This window comes from Granulicella sp. S156, assembly GCF_009766105.1.
Taxonomy (GTDB): domain Bacteria; phylum Acidobacteriota; class Terriglobia; order Terriglobales; family Acidobacteriaceae; genus Granulicella.
Window position 1 is genome coordinate 112,629 of sequence record NZ_LMUH01000013.1, and the last position, 23,514, is coordinate 136,142.

24 protein-coding genes are annotated in these 23,514 nt (G+C 58.6%); 19 read left to right on the forward strand and 5 right to left on the reverse strand.

The genetic code is table 11. The annotated features are described in order from the left end of the window. Positions 1-214: 214 nt before the first annotated feature. Positions 215-835: a thiamine phosphate synthase gene (locus GSQ91_RS10470; RefSeq protein WP_158821505.1), complete on the reverse strand. Its 621-nt coding sequence runs from the start codon at positions 833-835 to the stop codon at positions 215-217. A gap of 99 nt (positions 836-934) precedes the next feature. Between GSQ91_RS10470 and sthA the strand changes: the two genes are divergently transcribed. From sthA to GSQ91_RS10490, 4 genes are all read left to right on the forward strand, one after another. Then, positions 935-2,329 carry a Si-specific NAD(P)(+) transhydrogenase gene (gene sthA, locus GSQ91_RS10475; protein WP_158821506.1) on the forward strand — a complete coding sequence of 465 codons (1,395 nt, stop codon included), beginning with the start codon at positions 935-937 and terminating at the stop codon, positions 2,327-2,329. A gap of 93 nt (positions 2,330-2,422) precedes the next feature. After that, entirely contained in the window at positions 2,423-3,367 is a 945-nt protein-coding gene (locus tag GSQ91_RS10480) for an ROK family protein (RefSeq protein WP_174240676.1), read from the forward strand. Between the two features lie 33 nt (positions 3,368-3,400). Next, entirely contained in the window at positions 3,401-3,691 is a 291-nt protein-coding gene (locus tag GSQ91_RS10485; RefSeq protein WP_158821507.1) for a type II toxin-antitoxin system RelE/ParE family toxin, read from the forward strand. A 15-nt stretch (positions 3,692-3,706) separates the two neighbouring features. After that, positions 3,707-4,033 carry a HigA family addiction module antitoxin gene (locus tag GSQ91_RS10490; protein ID WP_158821508.1) on the forward strand — a complete coding sequence of 109 codons (327 nt, stop codon included), beginning with the start codon at positions 3,707-3,709 and terminating at the stop codon, positions 4,031-4,033. 1 nt (position 4,034) lies between these two features. Here the strand turns inward: GSQ91_RS10490 and mutM are convergent, their stop codons facing one another. Beyond that, complete coding sequence (gene mutM / locus GSQ91_RS10495) at positions 4,035-4,895, reverse strand: bifunctional DNA-formamidopyrimidine glycosylase/DNA-(apurinic or apyrimidinic site) lyase (RefSeq protein WP_158821509.1); 861 nt, start codon at positions 4,893-4,895, stop codon at positions 4,035-4,037. A 98-nt stretch (positions 4,896-4,993) separates the two neighbouring features. On the opposite strand from mutM, the gene GSQ91_RS10500 reads away from it, so the two are divergent. The 5 genes from GSQ91_RS10500 (at position 4,994) to GSQ91_RS10520 (ending at position 9,701) form a co-directional block, all read left to right on the forward strand. Next, the gene (locus GSQ91_RS10500; RefSeq protein ID WP_158821510.1) at positions 4,994-6,532 is read left to right on the forward strand and encodes a hypothetical protein; all 1,539 of its coding nucleotides are present in this window, start codon (positions 4,994-4,996) and stop codon (positions 6,530-6,532) included. A 26-nt stretch (positions 6,533-6,558) separates the two neighbouring features. Then, positions 6,559-7,077 (forward strand): DUF1572 family protein, encoded by a 519-nt coding sequence (locus GSQ91_RS10505; protein WP_158821511.1) that lies wholly within the window; start codon positions 6,559-6,561, stop codon positions 7,075-7,077. 123 nt (positions 7,078-7,200) lie between these two features. Then, positions 7,201-8,526, forward strand: coding sequence for an adenylosuccinate synthase (locus GSQ91_RS10510; RefSeq protein WP_158821512.1), 1,326 nt, complete (start codon positions 7,201-7,203; stop codon positions 8,524-8,526). Between the two features lie 201 nt (positions 8,527-8,727). Then, positions 8,728-9,015 (forward strand): putative quinol monooxygenase, encoded by a 288-nt coding sequence (locus tag GSQ91_RS10515; protein ID WP_158821513.1) that lies wholly within the window; start codon positions 8,728-8,730, stop codon positions 9,013-9,015. Positions 9,016-9,185: 170 nt separating this feature from the next. Continuing rightward, positions 9,186-9,701 (forward strand): nuclear transport factor 2 family protein, encoded by a 516-nt coding sequence (locus GSQ91_RS10520; protein ID WP_254064490.1) that lies wholly within the window; start codon positions 9,186-9,188, stop codon positions 9,699-9,701. 63 nt (positions 9,702-9,764) lie between these two features. Here GSQ91_RS10520 and GSQ91_RS10525 read toward each other — a convergent pair whose 3' ends face one another. Next, on the reverse strand, positions 9,765-10,124 hold the full coding sequence (locus tag GSQ91_RS10525) for a hypothetical protein (protein ID WP_158821514.1): 360 nt from the start codon (positions 10,122-10,124) through the stop codon (positions 9,765-9,767). Between the two features lie 86 nt (positions 10,125-10,210). Next, on the reverse strand, positions 10,211-10,789 hold the full coding sequence (locus GSQ91_RS10530) for an HIT domain-containing protein (RefSeq protein WP_158821515.1): 579 nt from the start codon (positions 10,787-10,789) through the stop codon (positions 10,211-10,213). 427 nt (positions 10,790-11,216) lie between these two features. Between GSQ91_RS10530 and GSQ91_RS10535 the strand changes: the two genes are divergently transcribed. From GSQ91_RS10535 to GSQ91_RS25870, 4 genes are all read left to right on the forward strand, one after another. Then, on the forward strand, positions 11,217-13,190 hold the full coding sequence (locus GSQ91_RS10535) for a 30S ribosomal protein S1 (RefSeq protein ID WP_158821516.1): 1,974 nt from the start codon (positions 11,217-11,219) through the stop codon (positions 13,188-13,190). Positions 13,191-13,240: 50 nt separating this feature from the next. After that, a complete protein-coding gene (locus GSQ91_RS10540; protein ID WP_254064492.1) occupies positions 13,241-14,725 on the forward strand; it encodes a serine hydrolase in 1,485 nt (494 codons plus the stop codon). 133 nt (positions 14,726-14,858) lie between these two features. Further along, positions 14,859-15,239, forward strand: coding sequence for a BlaI/MecI/CopY family transcriptional regulator (locus GSQ91_RS10545; RefSeq protein WP_158821517.1), 381 nt, complete (start codon positions 14,859-14,861; stop codon positions 15,237-15,239). Next, complete coding sequence (locus GSQ91_RS25870) at positions 15,236-16,621, forward strand: TonB family protein (protein WP_254064493.1); 1,386 nt, start codon at positions 15,236-15,238, stop codon at positions 16,619-16,621. Before GSQ91_RS10545 ends, GSQ91_RS25870 begins: the two co-directional genes overlap by 4 nt. 71 nt (positions 16,622-16,692) lie before the next feature. Here GSQ91_RS25870 and GSQ91_RS10555 read toward each other — a convergent pair whose 3' ends face one another. Then, the gene (locus GSQ91_RS10555; RefSeq protein WP_158821518.1) at positions 16,693-19,593 is read right to left on the reverse strand and encodes a ribonuclease R family protein; all 2,901 of its coding nucleotides are present in this window, start codon (positions 19,591-19,593) and stop codon (positions 16,693-16,695) included. Between the two features lie 77 nt (positions 19,594-19,670). Between GSQ91_RS10555 and GSQ91_RS10560 the strand changes: the two genes are divergently transcribed. The 6 genes from GSQ91_RS10560 (at position 19,671) to GSQ91_RS10585 (ending at position 23,512) form a co-directional block, all read left to right on the forward strand. Continuing rightward, positions 19,671-20,849 (forward strand): metal-dependent hydrolase, encoded by a 1,179-nt coding sequence (locus tag GSQ91_RS10560; RefSeq protein ID WP_158821519.1) that lies wholly within the window; start codon positions 19,671-19,673, stop codon positions 20,847-20,849. Positions 20,850-20,942: 93 nt separating this feature from the next. Then, positions 20,943-21,494, forward strand: coding sequence for a DUF6580 family putative transport protein (locus tag GSQ91_RS10565; protein ID WP_158821520.1), 552 nt, complete (start codon positions 20,943-20,945; stop codon positions 21,492-21,494). A gap of 184 nt (positions 21,495-21,678) precedes the next feature. Continuing rightward, complete coding sequence (locus GSQ91_RS10570) at positions 21,679-21,993, forward strand: YXWGXW repeat-containing protein (protein WP_158821521.1); 315 nt, start codon at positions 21,679-21,681, stop codon at positions 21,991-21,993. Between the two features lie 111 nt (positions 21,994-22,104). Beyond that, positions 22,105-22,710: an HAD family hydrolase gene (locus GSQ91_RS10575; protein ID WP_158821522.1), complete on the forward strand. Its 606-nt coding sequence runs from the start codon at positions 22,105-22,107 to the stop codon at positions 22,708-22,710. Further along, on the forward strand, positions 22,682-22,876 hold the full coding sequence (locus tag GSQ91_RS10580; protein ID WP_158821523.1) for a hypothetical protein: 195 nt from the start codon (positions 22,682-22,684) through the stop codon (positions 22,874-22,876). The genes GSQ91_RS10575 and GSQ91_RS10580 overlap by 29 nt, the downstream gene beginning before the upstream one ends. A 387-nt stretch (positions 22,877-23,263) precedes the next feature. Beyond that, on the forward strand, positions 23,264-23,512 hold the full coding sequence (locus tag GSQ91_RS10585; protein WP_174240674.1) for a hypothetical protein: 249 nt from the start codon (positions 23,264-23,266) through the stop codon (positions 23,510-23,512). Positions 23,513-23,514 lie beyond the last annotated feature (2 nt).

Below are 23,514 nucleotides of genomic sequence, written 5' to 3' on the forward strand. Positions count from 1 at the left end.
CCCTGTATTTCGCGGAAGTCCGTACTGCCGGAAAAGCCAAAGGGAACACTTCGTACTACATTGCCAGAATTGTGTGACGTCCAACTGCAAAAGTGTGTCCTTGCATCAGGCGAGCGTGTCCTCGAGGGCATCGCACAATACAGGGGTTTCTCCACTCCCGTTGGTCGGTCGAAATGACAGGCTTTGGTGCGGGTTCATAGGTACGACTGCAGTACTAGTCAAACAGCCGAATTCCCGCCACACCCGCAGCTCCCGCCTCAACACACGCCGCAGCATTCTCCTCGGTCACTCCACCCAGCGCCAACACAGGAGTTTCCCCGGCACTCGTGCAGGCACGCCGCAACATGTCCAGCCCCACGCCCGCAGTGACAACACGGCCGTCCACGAGCTTCTCAAACACTGGGCCAAACAGAATCAGGTCCGTGCCCAGGGAGCAGGCTCGCTCCACCTCGACGAGGCTGTGGCACGACGTACTCACGATTGGCTCACGCCTCGTCGTTTGAGCATAGAGTTGCCGCACCAGAGCGGGTGTCAGGCCCTCGCGCTGGGAGGTCAGGTGAACGCCGTCCGCTTTGGCCGCAATCGCCACGTCCGTACGGCCATTGATCAGCAGTTTCGTGTGGCCACCCTGCTCCTGAAAGATAGCCAGCATCGCCTCGGCCAGTGCCAGGAGTTCACCGGCTTCTAGTGTCTTCTCGCGAAGCTGTACGAAGTCAATCTTTTGGCTGGCCCATCGTCGCGCATGTGCAATCAGCTCGGTGCGCCAGGTCGTTTCATCTCTGAAACGTGAGCTGTCGGTGATGGCATAGCGGATCACTCGCCCCAGTCTATTCATAAATCATTTCCGCTCGAAGGCATATGATAGACACCGGTGGCAATACTTCGCGCGTAGTTGAGCGCCTGCATATTATTTCTGGAGATCTTCAAGAAGCCTATGGGCACTGTTTACGACCTTATCGTCATTGGCTCCGGCCCAGCTGGGCAGCGTGCCGCCATTTACGGCGCCAAGCTGGGTAAAAAGATCGCTCTCGTTGAGATGCGGGAAGTCGTCGGAGGGGCCTGTATCAACACTGGCACCATCCCTTCGAAGACCATGCGAGAGGCGGTCCTCCACCTCTCCGGCTACAACTACAAGTCGATTTACGGCATGAACTACCGGGTGAAGGAGCGCATCACGATGGCGGACCTCGCCTTCCGTGTGCAGCACGTCATCAAGACCGAGATCGATGTGACCGAAGCGCAGCTCTCGCGCAACAACATCGAGATGCTGGTCGGTGTCGCCAGCTTCGAAGACGCCACGCACGTCAAGGTAACCAACACCAAGGGCGCGTCGATCTACGAGGCGAAGAACATCCTCATCGCCACCGGGACCAAGCCCGCTACCTCTGAAAAAGTCCCCATCAACGGGACCACCATCATCAACTCCGATCTGGTGCTCAACCTCACCACCCTGCCCAAGACGATGATCATCGTGGGCGGCGGCGTTATCGGCGTCGAGTATTGTTGTATGTTTGCCGCACTTGGAGTTCGCGTTACGCTTATCGAACGCCGTCCGCGCCTGCTCGAGTTCGCCGACCAGGAGATCATCGAAGCCCTCAGCTATCACCTTCGCGACGCCCGCGTGACCATGCGGCTCAATGAAGAAGTGGAGTCGGTGGAAGAGATGGCTGACGGCACGGTAGTGGCCAACCTCGAATCGAAGAAGAAGGTGCAGGCGGACGCGCTGTTGTATGCAGTCGGTCGCCAGGGCAACGTCGACGAGCTGAATCTGCAGGCGGTCGGTGTGGACTCCGATAGTCGCGGCCGCATCCCGGTCGACAAGGACTTCCGCACCAAACAGCCGACGGTCTTCGCGGTGGGCGACGTGATCGGCTTCCCCTCGCTGGCGTCGGTAAGCATGGAGCAGGGCCGCATTGCCGCCGCCCGCGCCTTCGGCGACGAGAGCATCGTCTCCAACCCGAGCTTTTACCCCTACGGCATCTACACCATCCCCGAGATCAGCTTCATCGGCAAGACCGAAGAGCAGCTTACCGAGGAAGATGTGCCCTACGAGGTCGGTGTGGCCTACTACCGCGAGATCGCCCGCGGCCAGATCCGCGGAGACACGACTGGGCGGCTGAAGATCATCTTCCATCGCGAAAACCACTCGCTTCTGGGGGTCCACATCATCGGTGAAGGTGCCAGCGAACTGCTGCACATCGGGCAGGCTGTCATGGCGCTCGGGGGCAAGTTGGACTACTTTGTCGAGACCGTCTTCAACTATCCGACGCTGGCCGAATGCTACAAGGTGGCGGCCTTCAATGGCCTCAATCGCGTCGCGAACGTCTGACGAGTTTGACGGACGAACCTTTGTCCAGCTACTGTCTGAGCACTTCAGACTTTGACCGTCGAGAAGTGGATCACTCAGTGAAAGGCAAGAAAGATGGCGAAATCCCAGGATGATTCATTGCAGACCGTAGGCGTTGTCCTCGCCGAGCGCGTATATGCGGGTCTGATCGTCGGCCACAAGCTCAGCGGAGAACTCCACAACTACCCTGTGGGCAAAGCGCCGGCCGATGCCGATGACGACGACTCCCTGGTTGAGATGCCTACAGACTCCGTCATTACGGCAATCTGCCTCGTGGTTGCTGAAGCGGCCAAGGGCAACGAAAAGACAATCGCCGCCGTTGGAATCGCCCTGCCCGGACTCGTCCGCAACGGTGTCGTCGAAGAAGCGCCGAACCTTCCACAGCTCAAGGGCGCACGCATTCAGGAACGGGTTTCGACCGGGCTTGCTGCACTCGGCATCTCAGCATCGGTCTGCATCTTGAACGACGCCGATGCTATGGCCGCAGGTCTGGCCTCGCAGCACGATAAGCTCGACCACTTTATTCGCGTCTGGACGCTGGGTACTGGCATTGGCTACGGGTTGTATCCGTTCAGTGAGAGCGTCGGGGAGGGCGGGCACTCGATCGTTACCCTCGACGCCAAGGAAAATTACTGTGGTTGCGGGGGCCGGGGGCATCTGGAAGGCATCATGGGCCATCGCTCCATGCGGCTTCGGTTCCTCGATATGGAGCCCGAAGAGGTCTTTGAAGCGGCGAACCGCCGCGAAAAGCCCGATCCGCGCTGCCTCGAGTTCAAGCATCTGTGGCACAAGGCTCTGGCTGCGGCGACGGCCACCTCGATCCACTTCAGGGGCCCGGGAAGGTTCTTCATCACCGGCTACAACATTCGCTTTCTCGACCTGAACATGCTCAAAGACTATCTGCACCAGATGGTGAAGATGAGTCCTCTGCAGGGTTACATGCTGGAGGTCGTCGAAGACAACCAGATGACCCGTGTCATTGGAGCAGCGGTGGCTGCCGAACAGGCTGTCGGACGATAGGTCGCTGTACCGCACAGTGGTACACTGATTTCGATGATCGAAAGTTGGCGGGACGAGTGGCTTCGTGACTTCTTTCTGCAGGATGTCTATGCGAAAAAGCTGCCACCCGACCTTCGGGATCGAGTTTTTCGCAAACTACAGATGATCGACGATGCGACCTGTGACGCTGATCTTCGTATTCCGTCGAGCAATCATTTTGAGCGATTGAGCGGTTCGCTCGAGGGGTGGCACTCCATTCGCGTAAACACACGATGGCGGTTGATTTTTCGATGGAATGGTAGTGAAGCACGCGATATCTATCTAGACGATCATTCCTATAGATAAAGACGTGGAGAAGCGATGTTATTGACGAAGAGGAAGCCGGTATCTGTGGGGACACTGCTTGTAGAGGAGTTCCTCGAACCGCTGGGTCTTACCCAGACCGAGTTGGCCGAGCGTTCAGGCTTGCCACGAAAGCATGTGAATGAACTCTGCCGCGACCGCCGAGCAATTACGGCCGATACGGCACTTATCCTGGCGAAGGTCTTTGGCAACTCTGCGGACTTCTGGCTGAATACGCAGCGACGTATCGACCTTTGGGAGGCCCTGAATACACCCAGAAGGGCGGAACGAATCGCGCGGGCTCTTCCTCTTCACGCCAAAGGACATCACGAAAAAGCGGCTTGATTTATTGCTGGCAGTGCGGGCAATACATCGTCGTGCGTCCACCCACCACAATCTTCTTCAGCCCCGTCCCGCAGTCTGTGCAGTCCTCGCCTGCACGTCCATAGACCTTGTGCTCGAGTTGAAAGAACCCGCGCACGCCATCTGCGTCGACGTAATCCGATACCGACGATCCGCCCAGCTCGATTGCATGCGCCAGCACCTTTTGAAGGGCCTCGTGCAGGCGTCCAAGCTCCGCGCGTGTTAGTTTCCCCGCCTGTTTTCGCGGCCGGATACCCGCTCGGAACAGGCTTTCATCTGCATAGATATTCCCAACCCCATGCAGGATCGACTGGTTCAGCAGCGCAGCTTTGATCGCCAGCTTGCGGCCCTTGAACAGCCCACCGAACGCCTCTGCGCTGACAGTCGTCGGCTCGACGCCCGGCCCCGTATAGCCTTCCGCCGTAGTCACTACCGAAAGCCGCCCGAACCGCCGCGGATCGACAAACCGAACCTCGCGCCCATCCGCGAGCGATAGCACCGCATGCGTATGCGGCGGTAGCGGAACTTCCGCCTGCGACACCAGCAGCCGCCCGGTCATTCCAAGATGGACGAGAAATTGTGCAGGACGGTCTTTGTCGTTGCTCTTGTTTTTCTTTCTGTCATTCCCGGAGGGAATCTGCTTCTGCTTCAGATCCATCACAATCGACTTGCCCACCCGTCGCACGCGCTCGATACGCGCGTTGGTCAGCGTCTCGACGATCTCAGTTTCGGGAGACTTGAACGTCTGCGGCTTTCCGCTCGTCCAGACGCGCACGATCCGCTGTCCACGCACACGCGCATCCACACCATTGGCAACGGTTTCGACCTCGGGTAGTTCTGGCATACCTCCAGAGTAAAGCGGCAGCGGACTTCCCGCGATAAACTAGCGTGGGCTGAGTACAACCACGATCTGCCCGAAGAGCGACGGAGATCTCAACCCCGATGGGTCCATTTCAGCGAATCCTCAAAAATCTGGGTGCGATGTTCGCTGGCAAGCTCATCTCCATCATTCAACAGGTCATAGTCCCCCCTATATTCATTTATCTCTACGGCCTCGCTGCGTATGGCGAGTGGCTCGTCCTCTCCGGATCGGTCACTGCACTGGGGATGCTCAACTTCGGCGTCCAGACCTACATGAACCAGGACCTCGCCGTTCGGTTTCAGCGAGGCGAGACCCAGGGATACCATATTCGCCAGTCCACCGCGCTGCGGCTTCTCCTCGGCGTCGTCGCTGCGGCGGCGGTTCTGCTGCTTATCTTTTTCGTCATTCCTTTCGACGTGAGGCTTAAGCTCCACATCTCGCGCTCTGCCGCGCAGTGGACGCTCTATCTCCTCGCCCTTCAAGTGTTGTTCATGATTCTGTTCGGATATCTGAGCGGCATCTTCATGGGGGTGGCTCTTGCCCATCGCGGAGCCCACTGGAACAATGCACAAGCTTTAGCCAGTTCGGGAGGCCTGCTCGCAGGTGTGCTGTTCCATGCTCCCTTTCCGGCGCTTGCCGGAATACAGCTCGCGTGTCTCCTGATCTGTTCCATGGGAGTGCTCATCGATCTCCGTCGCACCGCCCCCCAGGTCTTTCCCAGCCTTCGTTACTGGGACGGTCCTGCGGTCAGAGACATCCTGAAGGGTAGCGGTTACTTCGGCCTCATCGAGATGAGCACATTTCTCACCTACTCGGCACCGTCGCTGCTATTGAACCTCTTTGTCGGTCCCGAAGCCGTCGCTGCTTTTGGTCTCATGCGGACGATCTTCTCCATGTGCCGGCAGGTGCTGGCGATGTTCACTCAGTCCATGGGGCCGGAGATCACCAACCTCGTCGGGCGCCGTGACTGGCCTGCTCTCTCACAACTCTACGACTACTCTGAACGGCTGGTTTTTTTTCTTATCTCGCTGATAAACCTCAGCGTCCTTATGCTTTCGCCGGTCATCATTACGCTCTGGGTGCATAAGAAGGCTGTCGCGGGCGCACCGCACCACAACGTCAGTGATCTCTTCTCGCTATACCCCTATGTCTTGTCCTCGGCGCTCTCTATCGTGATCAGCCTCAAGGAGCACAAGTTTCAGTTTCAGTTCTCCACCAACACCCATATTGAGCTGGCGAAGATTATGTTCCTGAGCTATCTCGCCATGGATATCGTCTCCGTGGGTACTATCCGTTACGGCGGCGTCACCGGCTTCCTGTGGACCTGGCTGGCCATCGAGACCCTGCAGGTCGTGCGCCTCGTCGGGCTGAATCAAAAGCTCTTCGCGCACATACAGAAGATCGACACGGTCTACATCACTAGGCTGGCCGTCCTCAGCCTCGCAGGGCTATTCGCTACTTTTGCGGTTCTACGGCATTCTGCAACACTGCCACTGATCACCCAGGCACTTATCTCCGTCCTCGCTGCCTTGGTCATTGGGGGGATCTCCTGGCAGGTCTTCCGCGTCAGGGAGGTCTTCTCCAGCATGATGGGACGTTTCACCAAGCGCTTCGCCTGAAGTTAGGCAGTCGCTAAGATGGGAAGATGCAAACGAACGCCGTAGCTGAAAACTTTCTCGCCTTCGCCGTCAAACGCATGCGGCTCTCGGAATTGGACATCGATCGATGTCTTGATAAGCTCTCGCCCGAGCAGATATGGCACCGTGGCGGGGACTACGAGAACTCCATCGCCAATCTGTTGCTGCACCTCGAAGGCAATATGCGCCAGTGGATACTACACGGCGTCGACGGCCAGCCCGATGTAAGGCAGCGGGACGACGAGTTCTCGCTACAGCCCACGGCTGCGGTAGCCGAAGTCCGCGCGCGGTTCGCGGCAACGCTCGCAGAGGTCCGCACGGTGATCGACGCGCTCCGCCATGATTCCCCGGAACGGCTGCTTACGGTCATCGACCCGCAGCCTGGCGGCACTTTGCGCAACCCGACCATCCTGGAGGCGATCTTTCAGGTCGTCGGGCACATCCAGTTGCACACCGGTCAGATCATCCTGCTGACCAAGCAGCTTTTAGCCAGCGATCTCGATCTTTCCATGCCGCGCAAGCGGTAAGGCTTGCCCACTTAGCCGGCAACTCGCCGCTGCCAGGCCTCACGGGTATAAAATGACTCATGGGCGTGAGCTGAACCCCGCGCGCGCACTTCCCCTCAGCAGTACACCCGGAGCAACCACCCCGTGAGCCAGTCCCAGAGCAAGAGCCGCCGTCCGTCCGCCGTCATTCTAGGAGCCCAGTGGGGCGATGAAGGTAAGGGCAAGATCGTTGATGTTCTCAGCGAGAAGTTCGATATCGTCGCCCGCTACGCCGGAGGCCATAATGCCGGCCATACCGTCATCATCCACGGCAAGAAGTTCGTCCTGCAGCTCATTCCCTGCGGCGTGCTGCGTCCGGGCTGCAAGGGCGTCATCGGGAACGGTGTCGTGCTCGACCCGCAAGCCTTCCTCAACGAGGTCAAGAAGCTTCGCGAGGCCGGTCTTCCTGTCGACGGCCAGCTCTTCGTCTCGAACCGCGCCCAGGTCATTCTGCCGTACCACCGCATGATCGAACTCGCGGCGGAGACTGCTCCCGGCCGCCAGACCATCGGCACCACGCGCCGCGGCATCGGCCCGGCCTACGAGGACAAGATCCACCGTAACGGCCTGAGGGTCGTCGATCTTCTGAATACGTCGCTACTGCGCACACACATCAACAACGCCTGCCACGAGAAAAACACCATCGCGCACGCTCTTTTCGGCACCGAGCCGCTCGACCCCCGGCAGATGTACGAGGAGTATGCCCGCCTGGCGGAACAGATAGCGCCCTTCGTCACCGACACCGCCTATCTGCTTAACAACGCCATCGAGCACGGGCAGAATGTGATGTTTGAAGGCGCGCAGGGTGCGCTGCTCGACATCGACCACGGAACCTACCCCTTCGTCACCAGCTCGTCCTCTACCGCCGGCGGCGCCGTCACCGGAACCGGCGTCGGCCCAACGAAGATTGGCACAGTCATTGGCGTCACGAAAGCCTACGTCACGCGCGTCGGCGAGGGCCCGTTCCCAACCGAGATCTCCGATGCTTCCGGCGAACTGCTGCGTGCCCGTGGTCAGGAGTATGGCGCTGTCACCGGCCGTCCCCGTCGCTGCGGCTGGCTGGATCTCCCCTTGCTCCGCTACTCCAACATGATCAATTCGACGGAGTGGCTTGTCGTTACCAAGATGGACGTCATGGACGAGTGCCCTGAGATTCCCGTCTGCACGGGCTACAAGATCGACGGCAAGGTCACCGACATCATCCCGGCAGATGTTCGCGGTTTCAAGAAGATCGAGCCTATCTACACCACGCTGAAGGGCTGGATGGCTCCGACCGAAGGCATCACCGAGTACGACAAGCTGCCGAAGCTGGCGCAGGAATACCTGGAGTTCGTCGAGCGCGAGAGCGGCGCGAAGATTGGCATGATCTCCACCGGCCCCGATCGCGTACAGACCATGACGCAGCCTGGTTTCGACGAAGCGCTCGGCTAGAGCGGGTTCATAGTGGGTGTAAGCGGAGCGGAAGGCGTTTGCGTGGTTTTCTCCCAAGGAAAACCACACTGCACAATCTTTGCTGGATCACAGTAACTGTGAAACCGCTCTAACGTTCTCAGAAAACAGTTCTCAGTTGTCAGGCTCCACGAACTGACAACTGAGAACTGGCAATGTTGGAAGGCCAATTGGGAGTACAAGATGATCAGCTTTACCGTTCGTATGCGTTTTTTGCCAGAAGACCACGACTATATCGAGAACGTTCTGCGCGAAATTACGCGCGAATCGCGTCTCGAGCCGGGCTGTGTCAGCTATGTTCCTCATTTTGTTGATGGGGATGCCAATACGGTTGTTATCTACGAGCAGTACCGCGACGAGGCCGCAGTAGAGCACCATCGTGCGACGCCGCACTTTGCGCAGTTCGCCATCGGGGGGCTGTATCAGAAGATGCTCGAACGCCAGGTCGAGACCCTGACCTTTATCGCCTGACGGTACCTGACACGGCCTCTTTTTGTCTGCAGTAACAATCTTCATCAAACGGCTCCCACGCTACCCCCACTGCACACGTCCAACCTCTCATGAGGCTTTCGCGCACCGTCACCTTTGACTCCTGCCTGATCTCCGGTCTACTATCCGGTACGTCCATGCGTCGCCAAGTCATGCGCAAACGATCTGTTGCACTCTTCCTGCTTCTCGCGGCAGTGATGCCGTTGCAACTGGCAGCTGCGCCCCAACACAAGCACGTAACCCGTGAACAGATCATCGAGTTGGAGCAACAGTGGCGTGTGGCTGAGCTGAATGCCAATATCCCGGCCATGGATAAGCTGCTCTCCGATGACTATTTGGGCATTCTCGGAACTGGTGAGGTGGTCACCAAGGCCCAGCAACTCGACCATATGCGCTCGCGTGAGATGGTAATCACTTCGCTCGATATCTCCGATATCAAGGTCAAGCTGATCGGCCAGATCGCCATCGTCAACTCTTTGGCCCAGCTCGAAGGATCGATTAATGGCCATTCTATGAACGGCAGCTTCCGCTACACGCGTGTCTATCAGCGGCTGCCCGGTGGAACATGGAAGATTACGAGTTTTGAAGCGACACGCATTGTCTCGGGGAAGAGATTTGCGGAGATGCCTGCTGCCACGGACAAAGGCGACTCGCCCGGCCCGAAGTAATCCTGCTTTCGGCACAAAACAAAAGGAACCCAAAGGCCCCTTTTTCACCGCCGCTTCAACTATTTATGCAACTTGCGACTGGCTCGCTGCCGGTACAACTCGCTGAACGGGCTTTGGCTCTGTGCGTGGAAGGACGTTCAATCCTGTCAGCCGACGGGTCAGAGACCTTGTTCCCCCGGTGATATGCGCATCTTCAGGCTCATTCAGAACAACGCCGGTTGTCTCAACGAGTCCGCGATGCAGACGCGCGCTGATTTCAGTAATGCGCGTCTGTGCTCCAACCAGATCATCCTGATCCTGCGGCTGGGACATCTCCATCGTTCTGGACCAGGGAGTTCCACCATGACCATTGCGCCGAAACGCAGAGGTAAAGCGGCTCCACGGAATCTCAATGTTTTTCAAGCTGGAAAGCGACCGTCTCATTAGTACGACCCCTCAGGCAGAAGTAACACCTGCTCGTGAGATGACGGTTACAGAAAGCGGGTTGTATAAAGAATCTGCTCGTCGAATCACTCTGCAGGTTCGGTGGCTAGCGCTTCGCGCAGCCGCCGATAGCTCTCCGTAAGCATCTCCGGAAGAATTCGCGTTTCCCCGAGGACGCTCATGAAGTTGTTGTCGCCCGACCAGCGAGGAACGGCATGAAGGTGCAGGTGTTCAGCCACGCCCGCTCCAGCTGACTCGCCCAGATTCAGCCCCAGGTTCAATCCATCGGGTCGATACACCTTGCGCAGAAGCCGCTCGGCCTGCCGCGTCAGCGTCATGAGTTCGGCTGCCGTCTCGTCTGGCAGAGCCGCCAGGCTCGCCTCATGCTGATAGGGAAGCACCATGAGATGCCCGGAGTTGTAAGGAAAGGCGTTAAGTACCAGGAAGCAGGTGCGTCCGCGCTCAAGAATGTAGACTGCGGCGTCGGCCTCATCCTGGGGCATGCCATGGGCGACGCCGTATTCTACGGCCGCGAGCATATTGCAGAAGACGCAGTGCGTCTCGCCCGGCCATGCCGCCAGGGCTGCCGGAACGCCGTTTTTGGGCGTTCCTTTATCTTTGCCGGTGACGTAGGCGTAGCGCCACGGCGTCCAGAGCCTTTCCATCTCCAGAGTATAGGCGACCGGAGCTGGGTGTTGGAGCCTCCTGGCGCCTCTTAGGAAAGGCGTAATTTCAGTTTCAGTCGAAAGCTGAAATTGTTGCCCCTCTGAGACGATGGTGATCCTGAAACTCTTCCCTGTACTCCACTCGTCCATTCACGAGAACTTCATCTGGGCGAAGGCCAAACGTCTTACGATTGTCCGATCATCGTTATCATTCATTGACCCCACCTTGTGCGACTGCTACACTTCCAATTGAGCTACTGTGTGCGGGAACCAGTCACGGCGGCTTCTGAAAATGCTTTACCTCACTCCATCCGACATCATCGACTAGGAATACGTCCCCAGTAGACGGCGACTCGCCGCCTCTGACGACTATCCAGCCGCGAAGCCGGACAAGTGAATCACTGGATCCCGGAGCACACGCATTCCCATGTCCGACCACAATCCTTCGAACCCCGAGAGTACAGCCCTGAACACCACATTGGAACCCACCGCGCCCGAGACGTCGGCCGAGCAGTTGACGGCCACAACCAACCATACCCCCAACCCTGAAGTCCAGCATCAAGAGGCTGCCGCTGAGGTCGAACAGACCGAGCAGACCGTACCCGAGACGACAGCCGTTGCTGTCGCTGCACCTGCGGAGACGGACGAGCCCGAGTACGATGCTGAGGACTTTGCCCGCGCGCTCGAGAGCTTCGACCGCGAACAGGCAGCCGAAAAAGACGCTGCCCAGTCCCTGACTGCCGAGGAAGCCGTTGTTACCGGTACCATCGTCAAGATCACGGACAAGCATGCAGTTGTCGATATCGGACTCAAGTCCGAGGGGCTTATTCCCCTGGACCAGGTGCTGGACCATACCGGAACGCCGAAGTTCAACGTCGGTGATCAGGTTGAGGTTGTCGTCGAGCGCGAAGAGCAGGAAGGCGGCTATCTCGTCAGCTACGAGAAGGCCCTCCGGCACAAGGTCTGGGACAAGCTCGAAGAAGCCGCAAACACCAAGACTCCCGTTAAGGGTATGGTGCTTGCCCGCGTCAAGGGTGGTCTGACGGTCGATATCGGCATCAAGGCATTCCTGCCCGGTTCGCAGGTTGAGGTGCGCCCCGTGCGCAACCTCGACGGCTACATCGGCACCGAGATCGAAGTCCGCGTTATCAAGCTCAACAAGAAGCGCGGCAACGTCGTCATCTCCCGCAAGGAACTGCTCGAGGAAGACCAGAACGCCAAGAAGGCTGTCACTCTTTCGACTCTCGAAGAGGGCTCGGTCTTCACCGGCGTGGTCAAGAACCTCACCGACTACGGCGCATTCGTCGATATGGGCGGCCTTGATGGCCTGCTGCACATCACCGATATGAGCTGGGGCCGGCTCACCCATCCCCGCGACCTCGTCAACGTAGGCGACGAGATCCAGGTCAAGGTCCTCAAGTTCGACAAGGATAAGCAGCGCGTCTCGCTTGGCTTCAAGCAGCTCACGCCTGATCCATGGCTCGACGCTACCGAGCGCTACCCGATCGGTGCGCAGGTTCGCGGTCGTGTTCTCTCGGTCACCGACTACGGCGCGTTCGTTGAGCTGGAGCAGGGAATCGAAGGCCTGGTCCATGTCTCGGAGATGACCTGGTCGAAGCGGATGAAGCACCCCTCGAAGATGGTCAAGCCCGGCGACGTGGTCGACACCATCATCCTGAGTGTGAACCCGAATGACCGCCGCATCTCGCTCGGCATGAAGCAACTCCAGGACAATCCCTGGGAAGCTCTCGAGGACAAGTACCCAATCGGTGCTGTCATCGAAGGCCGCGTCCGCAACCTGACCGACTTTGGCGCCTTCATCGAGATCGAAGACGGTATCGATGGCCTGGTTCACGTCTCGAATCTGAGCTGGACCAAGCGCATCAAGCACCCCTCCGAGGTTCTGAAGAAGGGTGAGAAGGTCAAGGCGATCGTTCTGGGTGTTGAGCCCGAGAACCGCCGCCTGTCGCTCGGCGTCAAGCAGCTTCAGCCGGACGTCTGGGACACCTTCTTCGCGCAGCACCGCGTTGGCGACGTCATCAAGGGCAAGACTCTGCGCACGGCGCAGTTCGGAGCCTTTGTTGAGATCGCTGAAGGAGTTGAGGGCCTCTGCCACATCTCCGAAGCGGTGGACGAGCACGGCAAGCAGATCAACCTGGAAGTCGGCGACGAGCACGAGTTCAAGATCGTCAAGATGAACCAGGAAGAGAAGAAGGTCGGCCTCTCGATCAAGGCAGTTGGCGAAGAAGCCAGCCGCGCCGAGGTGGAGAGCTACAAGGAGTCGAACAAGGGCAAGGGTGGCAAGGGCAGCAGCCAGAGCAGCAGCTCAGGCTCGTCGTCCTCCACAACCCTCGGCGACCTCCTCAAGTGGAAGCAGTCCGAGAACGAAGACAACAACTAGCTCATACCATCGAGCCACAAGAAAGGTCGCCCAACGGGGCGGCCTTTCTCGTGGCTTTTGTTTTTCTGGTTGTCATTCCCTTAGGGAATCTGCTGTTGGTTGGTGGGGCTGCTATTCTTCCCCCAGCCATGCGCCTCTTTCTCGCCGCCACTCTCCTCTTCGCCTCCGCCGCTCAAGCCCAGCTCCCTGCCGATACCGAAGCCAAGGTTGCTGCTGCCGCCGAAAAGATTCTCCACGACACGGGCGTTCCATCCGCCTCGGTCGGCATCGTGCAGAACGGCCACGTCGTCTACACCCACGCCTTCGGATCCGCCAACCTGCAGCCCGCAAAGCCCGCGACATCGGAGATCGCATATCCCATCGGCTCGATCAGCAAGCAGTTCACCGCGACAGCCGCGCTGCTGCTCCAGCAGGAGGGCAAGCTTTCGCTCGATGACAAGGTCGGCAAGTACTTCCCTGAACTCACGCGCGCCAATGACGTGACACTGCGCAACCTGATGACCATGACCTCAGGCTATGAGGACTTCGCGCCGCAGGACTACATTATCCCCGCGTGGTACAAGCCGATCGACCCACTCGCGAACGTGCATGAGTGGGCGGAGAAGCCGTTGGACTTCGAGCCGGGAACGCAGTGGCAGTACTCGAACACCAACTATGTTCTGCTCGGCCTCATCGTGCAGAAGGTGAGCGGAGAGCCCCTGTACAAGTTCATTCGCGAACGCGTGCTCGACCCACTGCATCTTGAGGGGGTCTTCAACACCTATACGCAGCGCGAAAAGCTGGAGGTCACAGGTTACGTGTCGAATGCGTTGGCGCCCCCGCGTGTGCAACCTCTGGAGGCGACGGGCTGGTACTTCGGAGACGGCGATCTCGCGATGCCGGCTGCGACGCTGCTCGCCTGGGATCTTGGCATCGTCAACCAGAGCCTGCTCACGCCAGCCAGCTACAAGCAGCTTGAAACACCCTTCACTCTGAAGGATGGTACGGACTCGCACTATGGCCTGGGCATCTTCGTTCGTACGCAGAACGGACGGCTCAAGTTCGAGCATAGTGGTGAAGTCGGAGGCTATGTCGCAGAGAACGTCGTCTACCCTGACGATCATGCCGCTGTCGTGGTGCTCACGAACCAAGTCGCCTCTTCAGCGGCCTCGGAGATTGCCGCCGCCATCGAGCCACTGATCCTTACGAATTCGCTGTCCACCGCCAAGCCCGGTCCTTCGGCTGATGTTGTTGCCGCCTTCGCTTCTCCGCTGAAGACGATCCTCACCGGCTTCCAGACCAGCCAGATCGACCGCTCGCTCTTTACCTCGAACTGCAATGCGTACTTTGATAAGGACGCTCTGAGCGACTTCCAATCCACGCTCGCCCCTCTAGGAACGATCACCTCTGTTATGCCGGAACGTACCGCGCTGCGTGGAGGCATGACGTACGGCTTATATCGCGTGGCATTCTCGGGTGGAACGACGCTTCTTGTCGACGTATACCTCAAGCCCGATGGCAAGATCGAGCAGCTGTTGGTTATCGGCAAGTTATAGCGCCAGAGCTATCCGCCTCTACTAACCTCCTGTCCCACGAACAGCCCTCTTCCTTATGTCTGCAAGTCCTAAGAATTTAGTTGACAAGTTCTTTCGGTGCGGCGTACTGTCCTAATCATCTAGGAGATGGACCTTGGGAAAACGAGAGAAGAACGCGCTGACCAAACTCGAACTACAGATTATGCAGGTGATCTGGAAACGAGGACCCAGTAATGTGAGCTCGGTTCAGGAAGGCTTGGAGCAGAGCCTCGCCTATACCACTGTGCAGACGATGCTCAACATCCTCGAGCGGAAGGGAAAGCTGAAGCGAGAGTTGCGAGGGCGAGCGTTTGAGTACAGCGCAACAGTCACCGAGGCCAAGGCCTTGGGTCATGCGGTCAAGGATCTAGTGGATCGGATGTTCGGAGGATCGAGCGAAGACCTGGTGATGAGCCTGATCAAGAGCCGGCAGATCGATGCGAAAAAGGTCGCGGAGTTGAGTAAGAGGCTGGAGGAGAAAGGCGGCGATGTATGAAAGATCTGGAAGCCTGGATTCTGTCGTATCTATTGAACTCGGCGTGGCAGGTTCCGCTGATCTTTGCTGCAGCCTGGGTTGCAACACGCGCGGTGCGGCGGAGCGGAGTGGCAATGCAGCACCGCATATGGGTAAGCGCTCTGGTACTCGAAACCTTTTTGCCAGCGTGTTCCGTGCAGCCTGTCCAGTTGTTACGCGAGATGTGGCAACTACTGCTTCGGGTTTGGGGATCTGAGGCCACGAATGGCAGGGGCCGAGTGGCGGTCGTGTTTGGCGATGGCTATGGGCATGGAGCGCTCAAACTGCCATTGGAATTGCTGGCCGGAATCACGATTGTGTATGGAGGCATCGTGGTCTACTTCGCCGGACGGCTGGGATGGAGATTGTTGCGGACGGACTTGTTGCGGCGTCAGGCAGAGCGATTGGCTCTGACAGGAGAGGCGAGCCGGAGTTGGGAGAGATATTGCCGCGTCTTCGGCGTGTATGACGCAGCCATCGCTGTGGCGAGCGATGTCTCCGGGCCCATCACGATGGGTATTCGTCGCAGGACGATTCTGCTGCCGATGGAACTGCAGATGAGCTTGTCGGACGAAGACTTCGATGCGGTGATCGCTCATGAGTTCGCGCACATGCGCCGGTGGGACTTTGCAAAGAACCTGTTGTATGAGGCTCTGTCGTTGCCGATTGCCTACCATCCTCTGCTATGGCTGACACGCGCACGCATCGCAGAGAGCCGGGAGATCGTGTGCGATGCGATGGCCGCGGAGGCTGTCGCAGGACGAGAGAAGTATGCACGATCGCTGTTGCGGCTTGCATCCATGCTTGTGCAGGGGACGCCGGACAGGACACTTCACGCCATTGGGATATTCGATGCCAACATTTTTGAGAGGAGAGTTATGAGCCTGACAGAGAAGAGTATGCAAGTACGAGGTGCGCGGCGAATAGCAACGGTAGCGGCGTGTGTGGTGTTTGGGCTTGGAACCTGTGCCTCCGCACTGGCATTGCGGATGGAGGTGTCGTCGCCTGCAGTACAGGACGGGGGGCAGTCGGCATCTGGCGCTCGAGTCCGGATTTCGGCTGGTGTTATGGCAGTCAACATCTTAAACAAGGTAGCGCCGGTCTATCCGCAAGAGGCTAGGGACGCGGGAATCAGCGGTACGGTTGTGCTGCACGCGATCATCGGCAAGGACGGTAGTATCCAGGCGCTACAGCTGGTTTCTGGGCCAAAGGAACTTGCGCCTGCTGCATATGATGCCGTCAAGCAATGGACCTATAAGCCTTACCTGCTTAACGGTGAGCCAACCGAAGTGGATACCACGATCATGGTTAACTTCAATTTGAATGGATCAACACCAGAACCCGGGTCAGCTCCGAACCAGTAACTGGATTTGCTTTCTTGTGAAGCACTCATGCGCCGTATCATCGCGCATGAGTGCCTCGCTGAATCTGCACTCTAGTGCCGTCCCTTATTTTTCTTGTTCCGCGCTCGCGTCTTTGCTTTGCCACTCCGCTTCGGCGACAGTGCTCTATCGGCCTTCGGCTCTGCTTTTACTCGCGTACGCAGCGAGGTCACCTTTGGCTCAGTCCCTGGTAGCAGTGCGAACTGTAGCCGCCGCTGCTGGCGGTCGATGCGGTCGAGAATCACCTCGACCTTCTGCCCAATCGCAAAGCAGTGACCCGTGCGTGCGCCGCAGATGGTGCGATCGGTATCGCGGAAGGCATAGAAGTCGCCGACGAGGGAGGCGAGCGGCACCAATCCCTCGATGAACATGTCGTCGAGTTCGACAAAGAAACCGTACTTCGTGACGGACAAAATTACGGCATGGAAGTCTTCACCGACCTTGTCGGCCATGAACTTCATCTTCTTCCACTCGATCAGCTCGCGCTCCGCATCGGCGGCCCGTCGCTCGGCTTGCGAGCTCTCAACGGCGATGTCGTTCAACTCCTCCGCGGCAATTGGCCCTTCGGCGCTTGTTTTTCTTTCTGTCATTCCCGCAGGGAATCTGCTCTTTGCTCCCCGCGATCTTTCCAGCTCTGTCGTCCAGGGCTGTGCATCGGTCGATGTAATCGCTGCTCCCCGAGCATCCGCGCCGCGCCGCAGCATCGCACGCATCAGCCGATGCACAATCAAATCCGGGTACCGCCGAATCGGCGATGTGAAGTGCGTATAGGAAGGTGACGCCAGCGCGAAGTGGCCTTCGTTCTTTTCGGAGTAGCGAGCCTGCTTGAGCGAACGCAGCATCAGGTACGCAAGAATTCGCTCAGTCGGCGTGCCGGAGATGCGTCGTACCAGCTTCTGATACATCTGCGGCGTTACCGGGATGCTCTCGGGAATCTCGTGCTGTTGCGGCGAGCGCGAATCGCGACCGCGTGCGCTCTTGCGTTGCGTATCGCGGCGGTCGGCTTTCATGGTGAGCTTACGCACTGGCAGGTTGCCCAGCCCCAGCGAGTGCCCAAACCCAGCAGCCGTCTCTTCAAACTCGACGATGCGTTTGGGATCGGGCATCTCATGGATGCGATAGATCGATGGAATCCCCTGCCGCTCCAGCCAGGTTGCGACGCACTCGTTGGCCGACAGCATGAACTCTTCGATCAACCGGTGCGACCATCCCCGTTCCGAGCGAACGATGGCCTGCATATTGCCGTCAGGATCGAACTCGACGACGGGCTCGGGCAAGTCGAAGTCGATGGATCCCCGCCGTACACGCTTCGCATTCAGTCTGAGAGCGAGTTCGAGCATCGCGTCAAAGGCTGCTGGAAGCTCCGGCTGCTCAGCCGCGATTCGCTCGCGCTCAGCGATGTCTTCTGCTGAAGCTACCGGCGTTATCTGCTTGCCCTCGTTCCAGCGCGAAGACTCAGGTGAAGCATTGATGCAGTGCTGCACGCTCGTGTAGGTCATGCGCCGCACGCTGCGGATGACTCCCTCCGCCACGCGATAGCCAACAATCTCGCCGCGTGGGTCGATCTCCATGACACAGCTCAGGACGAGGCGATCTTCGTTCGGCAGCAGGCTGCACATGCCGCTCGAAAGCGCATGCGGCAGCATCGGCACGGCGCGGTCAGGGAAGTAGACGCTCGTTCCGCGCAGCCGGGCTTCAGTGTCGAGCGCGGAGCCCGGTCGCACGTACCAGCTCACGTCCGCGATGTGTACCTGCAGCTCCGTGTTGCCATTCGGCAGATCGTGCACCAGTACTGCGTCGTCGAAGTCGCGCGCCGTCTCGCCGTCGATGGTAACGATGGGCAGGCCGCGAAAATCCTCGCGGACGTCCAGGTCTTCAGCGGGCAGAGCCGCAACTGTCTCCTGAGAGCGCTCGGTGGCTTCAGCCAGGACGGTTGCGGGAAATGCATGCGGCAGATGGTGCTTGCGGATGATGATCTCGACATCGACGCCAAAGGCATCGGGAGGTCCCAGCACTTCGATCACTCGTCCTCGTGCTGGCCTTCCGGGGGCAGGGAAGCTCGTAATCTCGACATCGACGGCGAGCCCCTCGAGTGGCCACCGCGCATCGAACTCGCCCTTACCTTTATTGCCGTTGCTTTTCTTGTTGTCATTCGCCCTGAGCGCAGTCGAATGGGAGGGAATCTGCTTCTCGCCCTTGCCGCCACTCCACTCCAGAGCCTGCTTTCGTGCCTCATCTCCCAGCATCCTGTGGGGTGAATCAGCCGTCACCGCTACTACTTCAGCGCCGTCGGGAATTGCGATCAGCCCGCTGATGCGCTCATCGAGTGGCGTCACGTAGTTCTCACTCATGCCCGCGTCGGCAAAATCCTGATGGCCACGCCCGCTGTGCCGACCTTCTGGCCGTGCGTAGTGAAAGATCCCCACCACGGTCGGATTGCGCCGCGTGAGTACGCGCGCTATCCGGCCCGAGCGCCGTCCATCGCGCCCCGGAGGAGCCTCGTCCACGAGCACCAGGTCACCCTGCATGGCGCCATTGATCTCATTGGGCGGAATAAAGATGTCTTCGAGCTTTACACTTCCCGAGCCGGCTTCCTGTCGGACAAACCCGAAGCCATCGCGATGCAGATCGAGCCGCCCGCTTATCAGGCGATCACGCCCCGATCGAGCGGCGGCTTCCATCCCGTCCCACCTTCTGGATTCGCGAGAACCCGGACGCTCTGTGGGCGTTGCAGTGCTCTCGCGCTTCGGGATAGCCCACAGCTCTTCGCTGAGCCGCACCAGTTCGCCGCGTGCCACCATGCTCGTCAGCTGTTCTACGAGCAGTCTGCGTTCGCGGCCGCCGCCTAGTCCAAGCTCGCGGATGAGCTGTTTGTAGCCTGCCTTGCCGCCGGCGGAGCGGCTAATCCTGGCGAGCAGATCTCGGTCACTGCGGGGTTGAGGGGTGCGGGCCATCGTCTTCCATGAGCATACTCGGAGCCGGCTCTATGTTGCCTCTTCCCTCGAGAGCGAGACCAAGATAGACTTCGCGAATGGAGCCGGTCACCCACATCCTTACCGGAGCCTGTCTGTCGCGCACCGGCCTCAACCGCCGAGCTGCCTATACGACGCTGGCTATGGCTATCGCCGCTGAACTTCCCGACATCGATACGCTCTGGAGCCTGCGGGGCTCGGTCGCTGGTTTTCAGCACCACCGCGGCATTACCCACACCTTTGTAGGCATTCCCTTCGAGGCCGCGTTCGTGGTGGCAGCTATCTACGGTCTGCATCGCTGGCGAACCGCGAGGGCCCAGCGAGCCGTCCCCCTGCCGCACGACTCGCAGGACGACCACATTCCTGCGCCGCATCCCTTGACGGCTGCACCGGTCCGTTGGGGCTTGCTCTATCTCTTTACTCTGCTCGCTCTGTTGAGCCACCTGTTGTTGGACTACACCAACAATTACGGTATCCGGCCGTTCTTCCCGTTCAATCCACACTGGTATGCAGCCTCTATCGTCTTCATCTTCGATCCCTTGATCTTTCTGCTTTTGCTGGCTGCGTTCGTGCTCCCGGCAATCTTTGGCCTGGTCGGTTCGGAGGTGGGAGCGCGACGTCAGCCGTTCCGTGGCCGAAGTCTGGCCATCGCTGCACTACTCGGTATCGTGGCCCTTTGGACTCTTCGCGCGGTCGAGCATAGCCGTGCCATACAGCTAGCGCAGGCGCAGAGTATCGCAGCTCTCTCGGCACCTCCCTCGGATTCACAGGACGCGTCTGCCCCTGACGCTGCTGCACCGAGCGAGCCTCCGCCACAAACCTATCTCACGCCACAGCGAGTCCTTGCCAGTCCCGACCCCTTAAGCCCTTTTCACTGGTCCGTTGCGACGGACTACGGCCCGTTCTACCAGCTTGCGGAGATCGATACCCGCAATGGGTCGGTTAGCGCTGCCTACCATACGCTGCTCAAGCCCAGTCGCAGTGCCGCTGTGCTGGCGGCAGAGTCCAGCACGCTGGGCCGCGCTTTCATCGACTGGTCGCCGATGCCGCTGGTTCAGACCAGCCCACCGGAACCCGGTGCGCCGCGGGTAGTTACCTTCCGCGACCCGCGCTTTATGGGGGGATGGCTGCATGAACACTCCACAACACCGCTTACGGCGACAGTCGAACTCGACTCAGACAACCACGTCATTCAGCAGGCCATGGATGGACCTGTGCAACAATCGCCCGATAGATAGTTGATCTCCAGATAGTTGATCTCCGCTGTTCACCGCTGGATTACAATGATTTACAGGCTGTTTTGGGCCAACTTCTTTCTCCTAAGGTCAACCATGCTTGCCATCCTCGTTCTCTTGCTCGCCGCGTTTAGTCGATTGCTTCCGCACGCGATGCACGGCGTGGGGCTGAACTTCACAGCTGTGGGTGCGGGACTGCTCTTCTTTGGTTCGCGTCGTCCTCGCTGGCAGGCTGGCATCGCCGCCGCAGTCATGGCACTGACCGATATTTACCTGACGAAGGTCGTCTACGGTCTCCCGTTTCACGTCAACGACTATCTTGTGACGTGGGCGTGGTACGCGGCAGTCTGCCTCATCGGCTGCGGCCTGCTCCGCAAAGTGACGGCACTGCGTGTCGTTGCAGGCGTCTTCGCTTCAGCATCAAGCTTCTTCCTGTTGAGCAACTTTGTGGTGTGGATCGGTTCCGGCATGTATGCACACAGCCTCGCTGGCCTGAGCGCTTGCTATGCTGCTGGCCTGCCGTTCTATGCCAATGATCTTGCCTCGACAGGTTTGGTTTCCGCTGCGTTGTTCGGACTTCCCGTGCTCGCCGCGCGCATGACGGAGCTGCTGCACGCATCCCATCGTCAGAATCAGCCACTGGCCTAGGCATAGCCTGAGTTACTCTATTCTCGCGGTGACGGTCGAGTCTCCGACGGACGTTTTGAATTCTTTAGGGTGGGGACGGGGCGTATCTGCTTCGCAACATTCCGCTTTCTCTCCGCAACTTCCCCTGCGCATTGGCGTCTGATTGAAGAAAAGAGCGAGGGCATCCCTCGCCGGGAGTTTCAACATGAGCAAGGCTAAGAAGTGTTTACTCGCTACAGTCGGCGGTCTTATGCTGGCTGCGACCCTTTCCTCGGGAGCGCAGATTGTTGTACGTATCGGCCCACCTCCGCCGCGGCCGGTTGAAGTTGTGCCGCCCGTGCCCCATGAGCATCCGGGCTGGGCTTGGCACGAGGGCTATCACCGCTGGGATGGCCACGCGTATGTCTGGGTTCCCGGCAGCTACGTTGAGCCGCCCTACGAGCATGCCCACTGGGTTCCCGGCCACTGGGCCAACCGCGGTGGCGGCTATGTCTGGGTCGAAGGACACTGGCGCCACTAGTGCAGGAAACAGTTAACAGCAAACAGGAAACAGGAAACAGGAAACAGCAACGAGTATTTAGCCTCTATCTGTTTCCTGTTTCCTGTTTTGCTCTCCTTGTATCATCGCCACATGTCTGCTTCACTCTCCCCTGAAGATCGCGCTCGCCGTGTCAAAGTTCTGCTCTTCGATGTCGATGGTGTCCTCACCAACGGCGAAATCACGATCATTCCCAGCGCGCCGCCAAACACAGAGCTCAAAGGTACCGAGGTCAAGAGCTTCTCCGCGCATGACGGTCTTGGAATCTCTCTGGCGCGGCTTGCGGGTTTGAAGATCGGCTTCGTCACCAAGCGCAACTCGCAGGTTGTGGCTATCCGCGCGCGCGATCTCAAGATCGACCATCTCTACCAGGGGCAGTCTCACAAGATGGAGGCTGTCGAGAAGATCCTCGTGGCTGAGGATTGCACTCTCGATGATCTGGCTTATGTGGGCGACGATATTATCGACCTGCCTGTGATGCGTAAAGTAGGTCTCGCAATCGCAACAGCCAATGCACGTCCGCAGGTAAAGGCAGCCGCGCATTACACGACACCAACGTCTGGAGGCTTCGGCGCTGGCCGCGATGCCATCGACTTCATCCTCAACGCCCGCGGTATTCTCGATCAGACGATTGAGCAGTATCTCGATGCCGACAATCCGGAGTCACGCCGTGCCGACATTGGTGTTGGCAACATGTAGCTGGCGCGTCTCGCTGTTTGCTGATTGTTCGTTGCTGCTCTCCGACATATTCCATCCACACTACCTCGACACCATGTTCATCGGTCTCCTGGATCGCAAGGTGAACCATGGTGCGTCCGGGGGCGGATCGATGCCAGTGAATCTCTCCGGCATCGATCCACACTGAATCCCCGGATGCGACTTCCTGCAGGGGTGCGCGGCGTGTGCTAGCCGACAATCTCAAACTCAGGCGCGCGGGACACAGCCTAGAATTTTTCGCACATCCTTGCCCCCATCTACCCAGACAGCAGAATCAGTCGACGCCGGATATTTCGGCCGTCTTGATTCATTGCAAGAGCGGAAATTATTGATTTTATTGTCTTTGCTGGTCGAGTTTTCATTGAGAAGACTCTCGAAAGGAGAGTCTATATCTGCCTGACAGCTCATGGTTCTCCTGATTTTCTCCTTTGATACGTGGCGACTCTTATAAATGTCCAAAACTTTTGAATTAAAGTTGTGCCAAAACAAAAATAATCATATATACATATCCCTGTTACGAAAAAAGGCGGTCATTGTGCTACGACTAGTTCGCTTCTTTGTCACGTGTGCCTTGCTGGTTGCAATTGGCCTTAGCTTTGAGCATCGGGCTTATGCGTATGTCGATCCCGGTTCCGGGCTTTTTATAGTTCAGAGCATCGGTACCGCTCTTGCAGGGGTTCTGTACTACTTTCGGAGACGGTTGGGTGCCATCATCCGTCGATACAAGGCTACGGAAACTCCCACGGAAGTTTCGGAAGCTGTCATGGACGAGAAACTGAGCTAGAA